Raw genomic sequence first — 14,852 nt, forward strand, 5'->3', positions numbered from 1 at the left:
CGGCACCACCGGGGGCCACCGCGGCAGACCCCTTTATTACCTGCTCAAACCCTGTCTTTGTGACGTAACGAACAGCATCCCCGGATACGGGCATATCCAGGGCGTCCACTCGCGTCCAGCGATCTTGAGACCGCCTCCGTGGCACTTCCCCTCGGCGCACATCGTTACCATGCGTGGACGCACATTCCGACGACCACTGACGACGAGGGACGGGCGAGCGCGTGGCCGAGGCGGCAGACTTCCAGGGGACCAGTCCCTCACCTGCCCGCCGCCGGTTGCGGCGTGCCGGGGCGCTGCTCGCCGGAGCACCGCTGCTGGCCGCTCTGCTCCAACTGCCCGCCATGCCGTCCGCACACGCTGCCGGGCAGGAGTCCCAGCAGGCCGCGTCGGGCTCGCGTACGGTGGCCGTCTCCCTCGACTCGCTCAGCCCCAGCACCCCCTCGGACGGGGACACGCTGACCGTCTCCGGCACGGTGACGAACAAGGGCAAGCAGGCTGTCACCGACGCCCACGTGGGCCTGCGCGTGGGCCCGGAGCTGGACACCCGCTCGGCGATCGACAGCGTGGCCCAGCGCAGCCGGTTCGATCCGGCCGCCGACGGACCCGAGGTCGGCGACAAGTACGTCCAGAAGTTCACCCGGCTCGCTCCGGGCGTCGCCCAGCACTTCAGCGTCTCCGTGCCGGTCGACAAGCTGAACCTCGGCACGAACGGGGTCTACGAGCTCTCCGTCTCGCTGTCCGGCCAGACCTCCGCCCAGCCCTGGGAGCAGGTCCTGGGCATCCAGCGCACGTTCCTGCCGTGGCAGCCGAACGACGCGGGCACGAAGACGAAGACGACCTATCTGTGGCCGCTCGTGTCCGACGTCCACATGACGGCCGAGACGGGCCCCGGAGCACAGCAGACGCCGGTCTTCCTCGACGACGACCTCGCCAAGGACATCGCTCCCGGCGGACGCCTGGAGCAGATGCTGTCGCTGGGCAAGGATCTCGACGTCACCTGGGTGATCGACCCCGACCTGCTGGCGTCCGTCGACGCCATGACCCGTAACTACCGCATCCAGACCGGGGACGGCGCACCCGTGCCGGGCACCCATCAGGATGTCGCCAAGAAGTGGCTCGCCGAGCTCCAGCAGGCGGTGGCGGGCAAGGACGTCGTGGCACTGCCCTTCGCCGACCCCGACCTGGCCTCCCTCGCCCACCACGGCACGAGCGTCACCGGCTCACTGAGTCAGTTCAAGGACGCCACCGACGTCGCCGCAGGCACGGTGGAGACGGTGCTCCACGTGAAACCGAACACGGACTTCGCCTGGCCCGTGGACGGCGCCATCGACCGGTCGATCGTCAAGGTCGCCACCTCCGCGGGCGCCGACAAGGTCATCACGCGCAGCGACAGCCTCCAGGAGACCGGCGGGCTCACCTACACGCCCTCCGCCGCCCGTCCGATCGGCGGCGGCACCACGGCGGTCGTCGCGGACGCCCGCCTGTCGACGGCGTTCGAGGGCGAAATGACGCAGGCCGGCGCCACCACGCTCGCCGTGCAGCAGTTCCTCGCCCAGAGCCTGGAGCTCGACAGCCAGACGAGTCGGCAGCGCAGCATCGTCGTGGCCCCGCAGCGCATGCCCACCGCCCCCCAGGCCCAGGCCATGGCGCAGGCGCTGACGGCCCTCCAGCAGAGCACCTGGTCCCAGTCGCAGGACCTGAACGCGGCCGCCGCGGCCAAGCCCGACCCCAGTGCCACCACGAAGATCCCGTCCACCGCGGACTACCCCTCCTCGCTACGCAAGAAGGAACTCGGGCGAGCCGCCTTCTGGGCGATCGCCAGGACGCAGGACAAGGTCGACAACTTCCAGGTCGTCCTCACCGACCCGTCCCGGGTCGTCACGCCCTTCGGACGGGGCATGAACCGCGAGATGGCCACGTCGTGGCGCGGCCGGACCGGTGAGGCGTCCAGCTTCCGGGACGGCGTGGAGGCGTATCTCGACGACCTCTCCGAGCAGGTCAAGCTGATCGACAAGTCGGAGACGAAGCTCTCCGGCCGCAGTGCCACGATCCCGGTGACGGTGCAGAACAACCTGGTGCAGGGTGTCGACCACCTGATGCTGCGGCTCACCTCGACCAACCCCACCCGCCTCAAGATCCGCGGCAAGGCGTACGCGGAACAGCCCGTCGCGGTCTCCGGCGGGCACAGCCAGTCCGTGAAGTTCCCCACGTCGGCCAACGCCAACGGTCCCGTGACGGTGGTCGCCCAGCTCTACACGCAGGACGGCCGGGAGTACGGCGCGCCCGTCACCTTCGACGTGAAGGTCACCGAGATCACGGCCACGGTGATGCTGGTCATCGGCGGCGGCGTCCTGCTGCTCGTCCTCGCCGGCTTCCGCATGTACACCCAGCGCAAGCGGGCGACGGCCAAGGAGGCCGCCCAGGACCCGCAGGACGCCGGGAGCGCCGAGGAGGCGCAGGACGGTGAGGACGGCGCCGGAGAAGCCGGTGAGAGCGCGGCCGAGCCGGAAGGCGGCGAGCCGGAGAACCTCGAAGGCACTGCCGGTCGTCTCACAGAAGAGTCCGGCACCCGGTCCCGGGCAGACGACCCGGAGCAGCCGAGTGACCCGGCACCGGACACCGAAGCGGAAAGCGCAGACCCGTCCGGCACGGGTGAGAAAGTGGACCGTTGAGGATGTCGTGGCCCGGAGGGCCCGGGACGATGAGGTGGGGTAAAGCATGAACGCGCCGTACGACGGTGACCGCGGCCAGGCCGTGGGCGGCTCGGGCCACCCCGACGCTCCGCCGCCCGGACACGGCCAGACGCCGCCCCAGCCTCCTGCGGACACGTACCTCCAGGACGCCTACGACGACGACCCCTACCGGGCGCAGGACCTCACCGCCCAGGACCCGGTCAGCGAGGCGCTGTACGACCGCGCCGCGCACCCTCCGCCTCCTCCGGGCACGAACGGGCCGCAGCAGCCGCTGTACGGCCGCCCCGCACAGTCTCCGTACGCCCCCGACCCACGGGTGTGGGCGCAGACCCCGCCGCCGGAGCCCTCGGGCCCCACCCAGTACCTGCCGCACGGCGAGGATCCCCGCACCACGCAGTTCGTCGGCGTCGACGACCTGGTCAGCAACTCCGGCGAGGAGCACCACGAGCCGGACGCCTTCGCCCACCTCTTCCGTGACCAGCAGCAGGGCGGCCGTCCGGACATGCGCCAGGACGGCTACGGCCACCAAGGTCCGGGACAGCACGGCTACCAGCCACCGCAGGACATGGGCGGACGCCCGCAGATGGCCGTCCCGTCGGTTCCCGGCCCCGCCCCGGCCCCGGCCGCCGGTCAGGGGCCGATGGGACCGTACGCCGCCGCACCGGCCATCGCCGAGGCCTCTGCCCCGGCTGCCGAGCCCGCCCCCGCTCCGGCGGCGAAGAAGGGCGGGAAGGCCGCGGGGCTGCTGAAGTCGAGCGCCGTCATGGCGGCGGGCACGATGGTCTCCCGGCTCACCGGGTTCATCCGCTCGGCGATGATCGTGGCCGCACTGGGCACGGCCCTGCTGGGCGACACCTTCCAGGTGGCCTACCAGCTGCCGACGATGATCTACATCCTGACCGTCGGCGGTGGCCTGAACTCCGTGTTCGTCCCGCAGCTCGTCCGCGCCATGAAGGAGGACGACGACGGGGGCGAGGCGTTCGCCAACCGGCTGCTCACCCTGGTGATGGTCGCACTGGGCGTGCTCACCGCCCTCACGATGTTCGCGGCGCCGCTTCTGGTCCGGATGCTCTCCAATTCGGTCGCCAGCAATCCGGCGGCCAACGAGGTCGGCATCACCTTCACCCGGTACTTCCTGCCCTCGATCTTCTTCATGGGCGTCCACGTGGTGATGGGCCAGATCCTCAACGCCCGGGGCAAGTTCGGCGCGATGATGTGGACGCCGGTCCTGAACAACATCGTCATCATCTTCACGCTCGGCACGTTCCTGTGGGTCTACGGCACGGCCGCGAACTCCCACATGACCGTCACGACCATCCCGCCGGAGGGCCAGCGGCTGCTCGGCGTCGGCGTGCTCCTCGGCCTCGTCGTGCAGGCACTCGCGATGATCCCGTACCTGCGCGAGACCGGGTTCAAGCTCCGTCTGCGCTTCGACTGGAAGGGACACGGCCTCGGCAAGGCCGCCATGCTGGCCAAGTGGACGGTCCTCTTCGTCCTCGCCAACCAGGCGGGCGCCCTGGTGGTCACCCAGCTGGCCACCTCCGCGGTCGCCCGCACGCACATCGACGGCACTGGCTTCAGCGCCTACGCCAACGCCCAGCTGATCTGGGGCCTGCCCCAAGCCATCATCACGGTCTCGCTGATGGCGGCCCTGCTGCCCCGCATCTCGCGCTCGGCCGCCGAGAACGACGCCGGCGCGGTCCGCGACGACATCTCGCAGGGTCTGCGGACGACGGCGGTCGCCATCGTGCCGATCTCCTTCGGGTTCCTCGCGCTCGGCATCCCCATGTGCACGCTGATCTTCGGCTCCCAGGGCACCACGGCCGCCACCAACATGGGCTACATGCTGATGGCCTTCGGACTCGGCCTGATCCCGTACTCCGTGCAGTACGTCGTCCTGCGCGCCTTCTACGCCTACGAGGACACCCGCACGCCCTTCTACAACACGGTCATCGTGGCCACGGTCAACGCGGTTGCCTCACTCCTGTGTTACTTCCTGCTTCCGGCCCGCTGGTCCGTGGCCGGCATGGCGGCCGTGTACGGTCTCGCGTACGCGATCGGCGTCGGGGTCGCCTGGCGCCGGCTGCGCCAGCGGCTGGGCGGCGACCTCGACGGCTCCCGTGTGCTGCGGACGTACGCGCGGCTGTGCATCGCCTCGGTGCCGGCGGCGCTGCTCAGCGGCGCGGCCTGCTACGGCATCGGCCACTCGCTGGGGCAGGGCGTCTTCGGGTCGTTCGTCGCACTGCTGGCCGGTGGCGTACTGCTGCTCGGAGTCTTCTTCGTCGCCGCCCGCCGGATGCGCATCGAGGAAGTCAACGGTCTCGTGGGCATGGTCCGCGGGCGCCTGGGGCGTTGAGTCGGGGGTAGGCGCACAACCATCGTCCGCAGCCGTGTGTCGTGCATAGCGGCGGACTGTGGGCACAATTGGATTCGGCGTCGGACAGCGCGCGATGGATGGGGAGGCAGGAGCGACGGTGGCGGAACGAATCACGGCTGCCGTCGACGTGGCAGACAACAGCGGCGAGCAGTCGCTGACCGCCGAGGCGGACCAGTCCACGTCCGACGGGGTGGCCCAGAATCGGGACCGGGGCACGGACAACGACGAGGCACAGGGGAGCGGCGGGACGGAGAGTCCCGGAAAGATGGCCTCACCGACCGAACTTCACAGCGGCCACAAACTGGCCGGACGCTACCGCCTCGAGGAGTGCGTCACCCGTCTGGACGGATTCAGCAGTTGGCGAGCGGTGGACGAGAAGCTCCGTCGCGCCGTCGGGGTGCACATCCTGCCCGCGGACCATACGCGAGCCCGGTCCGTGCTGGCCGCGGCCCGCTCCTCCGCGCTGCTCGGCGATCCCCGCTTCGTGCAGGTGCTCGACGCCGTCGAGGAGAACGACCTCGTCTACGTCGTCCACGAGTGGCTGCCCGACGCGACGGAGCTGACCACGCTTCTGGCCTCGGGCCCTCTGGAGCCGCACGACGCCTACCAGTTGGTCAGCCAGATCGCCTCCGCCATGGCCGCCGCGCACCGCGAGGGCCTCGCCCATCTGCGCCTGAACCCCAATGCCGTACTGCGCACCTCCACCGGACAGTGGCGGGTCCGCGGCCTCGCCGTGAACGCCGCGCTGCGCGGCATCAGTTCCGACACCCCGCAGCGAGCCGACACCGAGGCGATCGGCGCCCTGCTGTACGCGGCGCTCACCCAGCGCTGGCCGTACGAGAGCGACGCCTACGGCCTGTCCGGCCTGCCCAAGGACATCGGCCTCATCGCCCCCGACCAGGTGCGCGCGGGCGTCCACCGGGGTCTGTCCGAACTCGCCATGCGCGCCCTCGTCAACGACGGCGCCACCGCCTCCCGCCACGAGTCGGCGTGCACCACCCCGGAGGAACTGGTCAAGGCGATCGGTGAGATGCCGCGCGTCCGGCCGCCGGAGCCGACGTTCACCGCACCGCCGGAGTACCAGGGCACCTCCTACCAGCAGGGCGCGTACGGCCGTCCGGCACCGCACCCCGGTGTCACCCAGCCGGTCCCGGCCCCGCCGCCTCCGCTGCAGAGCCGCACCGGCAAGGCCCTGAAGTGGGCCGTCTCGGCCCTCCTCATCGCCGCCCTGGGCCTTGGCAGCTGGCAGCTCGCGGACGCCCTCCTGGACCAGGGCGGCAAGTCCGACGACACCCAGACGCAGACCCAGGACGACAACGACAAGAACGACAACCAGCCGAAGCCGGCCCAGCCGCTCCAGATCCAGGGGGCGCGGGAGTACGTCGCGAAGGGAGACGCCCAGCACCCCAACGACGTAGCCAAGACGTACGACGGAAACAGTTCGACGTACTGGCGGACCAACAGCTTCGTCGACGGTCCGACCCTGGCGCCGTACAAGCCGGGTGTGGGCATCGTCTATGACGTGGGCGCGGCCAAGGAGCTCTCCGCGGCGACCATAGGGCTCCTCTACGGCGGGGACCACACAACGGTCGAGCTGTACGCGGCGGATTCCCTGACGCCTTCCTCGCTGAGCTCGATGCAGAAGATCGGCAGCGTCCAGACGAGCGGGACCACCGCCACCGTGAAGGTCACGAAGCCGGTGAAGACCCAGTACGTGTTGGTGTGGCTCACCGCCCTGCCGTACGCGTCCGGGGACCAGTACAGCAATGGCGGATACAAGCAGGCCATCACCGATGTGAAGTTCACGGGCTGACGTCCCACCGAGGGGGAAGGGGTCAGATGGCGGACGGCGCCGGATACGGCGGAGCGAGCGATCAGGAGCTGCTCACCCGTCATGTGGAGGGCGACCCCGAAGCCTTCGGTGAGCTCGTACGCCGCCATCGTGATCGTCTCTGGGCGGTCGCCCTGCGCACACTGGGCGACCGCGAGGAGGCCGCTGACGCCGTGCAGGACGCGTTCGTCTCCGCCTACCGGGCCGCGGGCACCTTCCGCGGCCAGTCGGCCGTCACGACCTGGCTGCACCGGATCACGGTGAACGCCTGCCTGGACCGGGTCCGCAAGGCCGCTTCGCGCAAGACCTCGCCCGTGAGCGACACCGAGCGCCTGGAGCAGTTGCTGGAGCCGCACGAGTCGGCCTCGGCGCCCGCCGAGAGGAACGACGTGCAGCGGCAACTCGTCGAGGCTCTGGACACTCTCCCACCCGATCAGCGGGCCGCCCTGGTGCTCGTGGACATGCAGGGCTACCCGGTCGCCGAAGCCGCCCGCATCCTCGATGTTCCGACCGGAACGGTGAAGAGCCGTTGCGCCCGGGGCCGAGCGAGACTCCTGCCGCTGCTCACCCATCTGCGACCGGGACGCACCCGTGAGGAGAAGGAATCGGGCGCGGGACGGAACCGGGCGGAGGGGACATCCGTCCCACCGACGACGGATCCTGAAGGCGCGCGCCCCGAGGGCAGACACACGCAGGACACGGGATCAAGCGATTCAGCTGCTGTGAAGGGCGGAGGTGGGCGAGCGTGACATCCACGACAGACACGGCCGGGCACCCGGACGTCACCGAGATCTCCGACCTCACCGAGGGCCTCCTCGATCCCTCCCGGGCCGAGGACCTCCAGCGGCATCTGGACGAGTGCGAGCTGTGCGCCGACGTCCACACGTCGCTGACGGAGATCCGTGATCTGCTCGGCACCCTGCCGGGTGTGCCTGCCATGCCGGCCGACGTGGCGGACCGTATCGATGCGGCTCTCGCCGCCGAGGCCTCAGTCACGGGACCCTCGGTCACCGGTGGCGCGCGTGTTTCACGTGAAACATCGGCCGCGGATCGCCCATCCGGTCACCCTCGCGCCTCCAGCACCGGACCCGGTCGCAAGACAGGGACCCGGCGGGGACGCCACAGGGTCGCCGTTCTGGGCTCCGTCGTCGCCCTCGCCGCCCTGGGGGTGACAACCGTGGTTCTGACGTCGCTCCACGACGACAAGCGGTCCGACACCGCGGCACACGATCGTCCGAGCGCGTCCGCAGACACCTTCTCCGCGGGCACCCTCAAGAGCGAGGTCGCCGATCTCCTCGCCCAGGAGCAGCGGTCGCGCAGGGACACCCACACGCCGCACGACTTCGGCGTGGAATCCGCAGCCGGTACCGACAAGCCCAAGCTACTGAAGAGCCAGCCCCCGACCGTCCCCTCATGCGTACGGCAGGGCATCAACGACAGCGGCACCCCGCTCGCCGCCCGGGCGGGCACCTATGACGGCAAGGAGGCCTATCTCATCGTGCTGCCCGATGCCTCCGGCGACAGCACCCGTGTCACGGCCTACCTGGTCGACGCGACCTGCGTCCGCCACCCGGACGTCACGGCCAAGGTGCTGTTGTCGCACTCCTACGCGCGTTCCTGAGCTCGCACGCTCGGTCCTCGCGCTGCATGGCATCCCGTGCGCTGTCGCGCCCCCGTGTGCCCTGGCACACCGGGAATGCATGCCCCTTAGGATCCGTTGGGTGGGGTGAGAGCTGTGAGAGAGGCTCCCACCGGCCGTACGACACAGTCCAGAGACGAGGAATCAAGCCGTGAGCGATGTCCGTAACGTGATCATCATCGGCTCCGGGCCCGCCGGTTACACGGCGGCGCTCTACACCGCGCGCGCGTCGCTGAAGCCGCTGGTTTTCGAGGGTGCGGTCACCGCGGGTGGTGCCCTGATGAACACCACCGACGTGGAGAACTTCCCCGGCTTCCGCGACGGAATCATGGGACCCGAGCTCATGGACAACATGCGTGCGCAGGCCGAGCGTTTCGGCGCCGAGCTCATCCCGGACGACGTGGTCTCCGTCGACCTGAGCGGTGAGATCAAGACCGTCACGGACACCGCGGGCACGGTGCACCGGGCCAAGGCCGTCATCGTCACCACCGGCTCGCAGCACCGCAAGCTCGGTCTGCCGAACGAGGACACACTCTCCGGTCGGGGTGTCTCCTGGTGCGCCACCTGTGACGGCTTCTTCTTCCGGGAGCAGGACATCGCCGTGATCGGTGGCGGTGACACCGCCATGGAGGAGGCCACCTTCCTCTCCCGGTTCGCCAAGTCCGTCACGGTCGTCCACCGCCGGGACACCCTGCGTGCCTCCAAGGCGATGCAGGAGCGCGCCTTCGCCGACCCGAAGATCAAGTTCGTTTGGGACAGCGAGATCGCCGAGATCCAGGGCGACCAGAAGCTCTCCGGCCTGAAGCTGCGCAACGTCAAGACCGGCGAGCTGTCGGACCTGCCGGTGACGGGCCTGTTCATCGCGATCGGCCACGACCCGCGTACGGAGCTCTTCAAGGGCCAGCTGGACCTAGACGAGGAGGGTTACCTGAAGGTCGACTCGCCGTCCACCCGCACCAACCTGACCGGTGTCTTCGCCGCCGGCGACGTGGTCGACCACACCTACCGCCAGGCGATCACCGCGGCGGGCACCGGCTGCTCCGCCGCCCTCGACGCCGAGCGCTTCCTCGCGGCCCTCGCGGACAACGAGCAGAAGGCCGAGCCCGAGAAGTCCACCGTCTGAGACCCCCAACCACCCCACCGCACGACCAGTTAAGGAGCCCGCTGTGGCCGGCACCCTGAAGAACGTGACCGACGACTCCTTCGAGCAGGACGTCCTGAAGAGCGACAAGCCCGTCCTGGTGGACTTCTGGGCCGCTTGGTGCGGTCCCTGCCGCCAGATCGCTCCGTCCCTCGAGGCGATCGCCGCCGAGTACGGCGACAAGATCGAGGTCGTCAAGCTCAACATCGACGAAAACCCGAACACCGCTGCCAAGTACGGGGTCATGTCCATCCCGACGCTGAACGTCTACCAGAACGGCGAGGTCGCCAAGACCATCGTGGGCGCGAAGCCGAAGGCTGCGATCGTTCGCGACCTCGAGGACTTCGTCGCCGAGTAATCACGGCAGGGCCGCCGAGAGGGCGGCGATGTTTCACGTGAAACACGAATGGGCCAACCCTGAAGGGTTGGCCCATTCGCATGTGGCAGCTCGCCTACAGCGGCCTCAGCGCCGGTTCCTTCTGCACAGCGCCCAGCAGCCGGTCGATCGCCATCTCCACGTCCTCTTTCCAGGACAGCGTCGAACGCAGCTCCAGCCGAAGCCGCGGGTGGGCCGGGTGATGCCGGACCGTCTTGAACCCCACGGCCAGCAGATGGTCGGCGGGGAGCATGCAGGCGGGTTCCTTCCAGCGAGCGTCCCCGAATGCCTCGATGGCCTTGAAGCCCCGCCGCAGCAGGTCCTTCGCGACCGTCTGGACCATCACACGGCCCAGCCCCTGCCCCTGGTAGCCCGGCATGAGGAAGCCGGTCATCAGCTGCACCGCGTCCGGAGAAACGGGGCTCGTGGGAAACGCCGTGGAACGGGGGACGTAGGCGGGGGGAGCGTAGAGCACGAAGCCCACGGGTGCGTCATCGACGTAGACGACGCGGCCACAGGAGCCCCAGTCCAGCAGGACGGCGGAGATCCACGCTTCCTTTTCCGCCACGGATGTGCCGGCCTTCAGCGCGGCTTCACCACTGACGGGGTCCAGCTCCCAGAAGACGCACGCCCGGCAGCGCTGGGGAAGGTCTTGAAGGTTGTCCAGCGTGAGCGGTACGAGCCTGCGGCCCATGAAGGCTGTTCCTCGCTTCCTTCGCCCGCGGCGCCACGCGCGGCTGTCAGAGCGCTGCGTTCCTTGAGGAGGCTGCCGACGAATCCGCCGACCGCACCCAGCCCCAAGACCGCGCCGAGCATTCCGGTGCGGCTCACCGTTCGCATGCCCCTGCCTCCCTCTAGAGGTACCGCTGGGTGGATGCGTCATACCCAAGCGCATCGTATCGACGATGCGATTGCATCGATACCGCCTGAAAGCAAAGAGCGGGCCGTGTTCCGGTACACACCGGACACGACCCGCCTGTGTCGCTCGATCGAGCCGAAACCGTCCCTCGGACGGGCTCAGCCCTCCGTCTCCTTCTCCGGCTCTTCGCCGTCCAGAAGACTCTTCTGCATGACCGGGCCCTCGCCCGGAGCCAGCGTGCCGAGGATGCGCTCCAGGTCCTCCATGGAAGCGAACTCGACGGTGATCTTGCCCTTCTTCTGTCCCAGGTCGACCTTCACCCGCGTCTCAAAGCGGTCGGACAGACGCGTCGCGAGGTCGGACAGTGCCGGCGAGACCCGCCCGCCGGCACGCGGACCCTTGGAGCGAGGAGCCGCCGTCGGCCGTGACCCCATCAAGGTCACGATCTCCTCGACCGCCCGCACCGACAGACCCTCGGCGACGATCCGATGCGCCAGTCGGTCCTGCTCCTCCGAGTCCTCGACGGAGAGCAGCGCCCGGGCATGTCCGGCCGAGAGGACTCCGGCGGCGACCCGGCGCTGCACCGCCGGGGAGAGCTTCAGCAGACGCAGCGTGTTGGAAACCTGCGGGCGGGAACGGCCGATCCGGTCCGCCAGCTGGTCGTGCGTGCAGTTGAAGTCCTTCAGCAGCTGGTCGTAGGCGGCCGCCTCTTCCAGCGGGTTCAGCTGGGCCCGGTGCAGGTTCTCCAGCAGGGCGTCCAGAAGAAGCTTCTCGTCATCCGTGGCCCGCACGATCGCCGGGATGGCCGCGAGCCCCGCCTCACGACAGGCCCGCCAGCGCCGCTCACCCATGATGAGCTCATAGCGCCCGGGACCGAGTTGCCGGACAACGACGGGCTGGAGGAGTCCGACCTCCTTGATGGAGGTGACGAGCTCGGCCAGCGCGTCCTCGTCGAAGACGTCACGCGGCTGGCGCGGGTTCGGCGTGATGGAGTCGAGGGGGATCTCAGCGAAGTGGGCGCCCATCACGGACGTGTTCATCTCAGCCGGGCTGCTCGCCGACGGCTGCGATGTTTCACGTGAAACAGGCGGCAGTGTGGTCACCTTCGCCGCCGCCACCCCCCGGTCACCGGTCAGCCTCGGGACAGCCGTGGACGATGCGGAGTCCGCGCCCCCCGCCGTCGCCGGAGCCGGCGGTTTCTCCCCGGTCGGGGCAGCGGGGATCAGCGCGCCGAGACCACGACCCAACCCCCTCCGTCGCTCACTCACTGAATCCCCTCCACCATGTTCGGATCACCCTGTGCGCCGAGGTGAGCGTGCGTGGCGTCGTAGCTGACACCGACGCCCCTCAGCGCGATTTCTCGTGCCGCCTCAAGATAGGAGAGGGCACCGCTTGACCCTGGATCGTAAGTCAGCACCGTCTGCCCATAGCTCGGTGCCTCGGAGATACGGACGGAGCGGGGAATGCTCGTCCGCAGCACCTCGTCACCGAAGTGGCTGCGCACCTCTTCCGCGACCTGGGACGCAAGGCGCGTCCGGCCGTCGTACATGGTGAGCAGGATGGTCGACACATGCAGGTCGGGATTGAGGTGCCCCCGGACCAGGTCGACATTGCGGAGCAACTGGCCCAGGCCTTCCAGCGCGTAGTACTCGCACTGGATCGGGATGAGGACCTCCTGGCCGGCGACGAGCGCGTTGACCGTCAGCAGGCCGAGCGAGGGCGGGCAGTCGATGAGGATGTAGTCCAGCGGCTGCTCGTAGGCCTGAATCGCCCGCTGCAACCGGCTCTCCCGCGCCACCAGGGACACCAGCTCGATCTCCGCACCGGCGAGATCGATCGTGGCGGGAGCGCAGAAGAGACCCTCGACATCGGGGACGGGCTGGACGACCTCGGCCAGCGGCCTACTCTCCACCAGGACGTCGTAGATGGAGGGGACTTCGGCGTGATGGTCGATGCCCAGCGCCGTGGAGGCATTGCCCTGTGGGTCCAGGTCGACCACCAGGACGCGGGCACCGTGCAGAGCCAGCGAAGCGGCAAGATTGACAGTCGTCGTCGTCTTGCCCACGCCACCCTTCTGGTTGGCGACCACCATGACGCGGGTCTGTTCGGGCTGGGGCAGACCCTCGCCGGCGCGGCCCAGAGCCTCGACCGCCAGTTGGGCAGCACGACCGATGGGAGTGTCGTCCATCGGGGGCGGCGTTTCACGTGAAACATCCTCCCCCATCGATTCGGTACGGGGACCGGGGACCGGATCGGTCATCGGTCCCGCAATGTTGGCGTCGGACCGCAAGGATTCACTCTCCTCGACTTCAGGCTCGCAATGAACAGAGCCTCCCATGCCTTCGGGGTCGTGAACCAGTGAGGCCTGACGTTCTGTGGAGAAATCCACCTCTGTGGACAACTCCATTCCCTGTCCGAGTGAACTGAGAGGCTTGCGGTCGCGGGGTTGGGCCGCGGCGCGGCCACGGTTGATGATGCCGTGCAGCAGTGAGCGACGTTTCACGTGAAACACGATGCACAGCGGCCGTGGCCGGACTGTCGCGACACTCCGGCATGTGGAGGTTTGGCAGCTTGTGTGGAGTACGGGCGGCTATCGACGCCGTCGCGTCCGTCCTGTCCGCGCCGCCTTCGCCCGCTTGGCCGCGAAGCGTACGCCGCCCGGGCTTTCCCCGACCTCGACCCGCACGACGGTGGAGCTCGGATCCACGATGCCCTCACCCACATGCAGGATGGAGGTCTCCACCGCACCGAGCTTGCTCAGGGCGGCGGCCGCGCTCTTCAGCTCCTCCTCGGCAGTGTCCCCCTTGAGGGCGAGCATCTCCCCGTAGGGACGCAGCAACGGGATGCCCCACGTGGCCAGGCGGTCCAGCGGCGCAACCGCGCGGGCGGTCACCACATGCACCGGCGGAAGCTTGCCCATCACCTCCTCGGCACGGCCCCGGACAACGGTGACGTGGTCGAGCCCCAGCAGCTCCACAACCTCGGTGAGGAAGTTGGTGCGCCGCAGCAGCGGCTCCAACAGCGTGATCTTCAGGTCCTCCCGGACCAGGGCCAGGGGGATACCCGGCAGGCCGGCGCCCGAGCCGACGTCGCACACCGTCACCCCCTCGGGAACCACCTCCGAGAGCACCGCACAGTTCAGCAGATGCCGCTCCCACAGGCGGGGTACCTCACGCGGGCCGATGAGCCCTCGCTGCACTCCGGCCTCGGCCAGCAGCTCGGCGTACCGGACCGCATCCGTGAAGCGATCACCAAATACGTCACGTGCCTGCTCGGGCGCAGGGGGGAGCTCCGCTTCCGCCGTCACGGGGACCGTCCTTCCGTACCGCATCGGCGCTCTCGGCGCCGACCACCAGAACTACCAGGCTGACAAAGTACGGCCCCGCCTGCGCAACAGACGGGGCCGGTGGAACGTGGGACCGCTCAGGCGGGAAGCACGACGACGAAGCGCTGCGGCTCCTCGCCCTCCGACTCGCTGCGCAGGCCGGCGGCCTTGACCGCGTCGTGGACGACCTTGCGCTCGAACGGAGTCATCGGCTCCAGCTTCACGGGCTCGCCACTGCTCTTGGCCTCGGCTGCGGCCTTCGCACCCAGCTCGGACAGCTCGGTCCTCTTCTTGGCGCGGTAGCCCGCGATGTCCAGCATCAGACGGCTGCGGTCGCCGGTCTCCCGGTGCACGGCCAGGCGCGTGAGCTCCTGCAGTGCCTCCAGCACCTCACCGTCACGGCCGACCAGCTTCTGCAGGTCGCGACCGCCGGTGTCACTGATGATCGAGACAGAGGCGCGGTCGGCCTCGACATCCATGTCGATGTCACCGTCGAGGTCAGCGATGTCCAGTAGACCTTCGAGGTAGTCCGCCGCGATCTCGCCCTCCTGCTCCAGGCGGGTCAGGGCGTCCGCGCCCTCGGCAGCGGCGGAGGTGGTGCCTTCCGTCAC

At 69.2% G+C, this 14,852-nt stretch carries 12 protein-coding genes; 7 read left to right on the forward strand and 5 right to left on the reverse strand.

What is annotated here, in order from left to right; all coding sequences use genetic code 11:
• The first annotated feature begins 221 nt into the window (after nt 1-221).
• From ACWEK3_RS00585 to trxA, 7 genes are all read left to right on the forward strand, one after another.
• A complete protein-coding gene (locus tag ACWEK3_RS00585) occupies nt 222-2,672 on the forward strand; it encodes a DUF6049 family protein (RefSeq protein WP_450540276.1) in 2,451 nt (816 codons plus the stop codon).
• A 46-nt stretch (nt 2,673-2,718) separates the two neighbouring features.
• Complete coding sequence (murJ, locus tag ACWEK3_RS00590) at nt 2,719-5,049, forward strand: murein biosynthesis integral membrane protein MurJ (RefSeq protein ID WP_450540274.1); 2,331 nt, start codon at nt 2,719-2,721, stop codon at nt 5,047-5,049.
• A gap of 118 nt (nt 5,050-5,167) precedes the next feature.
• Nucleotides 5,168-6,883, forward strand: coding sequence for a protein kinase family protein (locus ACWEK3_RS00595; RefSeq protein ID WP_450540272.1), 1,716 nt, complete (start codon nt 5,168-5,170; stop codon nt 6,881-6,883).
• Nucleotides 6,884-6,909: 26 nt separating this feature from the next.
• Entirely contained in the window at nt 6,910-7,650 is a 741-nt protein-coding gene (sigM, locus tag ACWEK3_RS00600) for an RNA polymerase sigma factor SigM (RefSeq protein WP_450540271.1), read from the forward strand.
• Nucleotides 7,647-8,522 (forward strand): anti-sigma factor family protein, encoded by an 876-nt coding sequence (locus ACWEK3_RS00605; RefSeq protein ID WP_450540269.1) that lies wholly within the window; start codon nt 7,647-7,649, stop codon nt 8,520-8,522. The genes sigM and ACWEK3_RS00605 overlap by 4 nt, the downstream gene beginning before the upstream one ends.
• A gap of 169 nt (nt 8,523-8,691) precedes the next feature.
• Nucleotides 8,692-9,663, forward strand: coding sequence for a thioredoxin-disulfide reductase (trxB, locus tag ACWEK3_RS00610; protein WP_376544251.1), 972 nt, complete (start codon nt 8,692-8,694; stop codon nt 9,661-9,663).
• A gap of 43 nt (nt 9,664-9,706) precedes the next feature.
• Entirely contained in the window at nt 9,707-10,039 is a 333-nt protein-coding gene (gene trxA, locus ACWEK3_RS00615) for a thioredoxin (RefSeq protein WP_141359862.1), read from the forward strand.
• Nucleotides 10,040-10,133: 94 nt separating this feature from the next.
• Here trxA and ACWEK3_RS00620 read toward each other — a convergent pair whose 3' ends face one another.
• From ACWEK3_RS00620 to ACWEK3_RS00640, 5 genes are all read right to left on the reverse strand, one after another.
• The gene (locus ACWEK3_RS00620; RefSeq protein ID WP_384427112.1) at nt 10,134-10,751 is read right to left on the reverse strand and encodes a GNAT family N-acetyltransferase; all 618 of its coding nucleotides are present in this window, start codon (nt 10,749-10,751) and stop codon (nt 10,134-10,136) included.
• 323 nt (nt 10,752-11,074) lie between these two features.
• On the reverse strand, nt 11,075-12,184 hold the full coding sequence (locus ACWEK3_RS00625; RefSeq protein ID WP_453248587.1) for a ParB/RepB/Spo0J family partition protein: 1,110 nt from the start codon (nt 12,182-12,184) through the stop codon (nt 11,075-11,077).
• Nucleotides 12,181-13,254, reverse strand: a complete 1,074-nt coding sequence (locus tag ACWEK3_RS00630; protein ID WP_361413617.1) for a ParA family protein — start codon at nt 13,252-13,254, stop codon at nt 12,181-12,183. The genes ACWEK3_RS00625 and ACWEK3_RS00630 overlap by 4 nt, the downstream gene beginning before the upstream one ends.
• Nucleotides 13,255-13,506: 252 nt before the next feature.
• A complete protein-coding gene (gene rsmG / locus ACWEK3_RS00635) occupies nt 13,507-14,223 on the reverse strand; it encodes a 16S rRNA (guanine(527)-N(7))-methyltransferase RsmG (protein ID WP_365417761.1) in 717 nt (238 codons plus the stop codon).
• Nucleotides 14,224-14,339: 116 nt separating this feature from the next.
• Nucleotides 14,340-14,852, reverse strand: coding sequence for a Jag family protein (locus ACWEK3_RS00640; RefSeq protein ID WP_361413541.1), 513 nt, complete (start codon nt 14,850-14,852; stop codon nt 14,340-14,342).

The organism is Streptomyces sp. NPDC004721 (assembly GCF_053601495.1).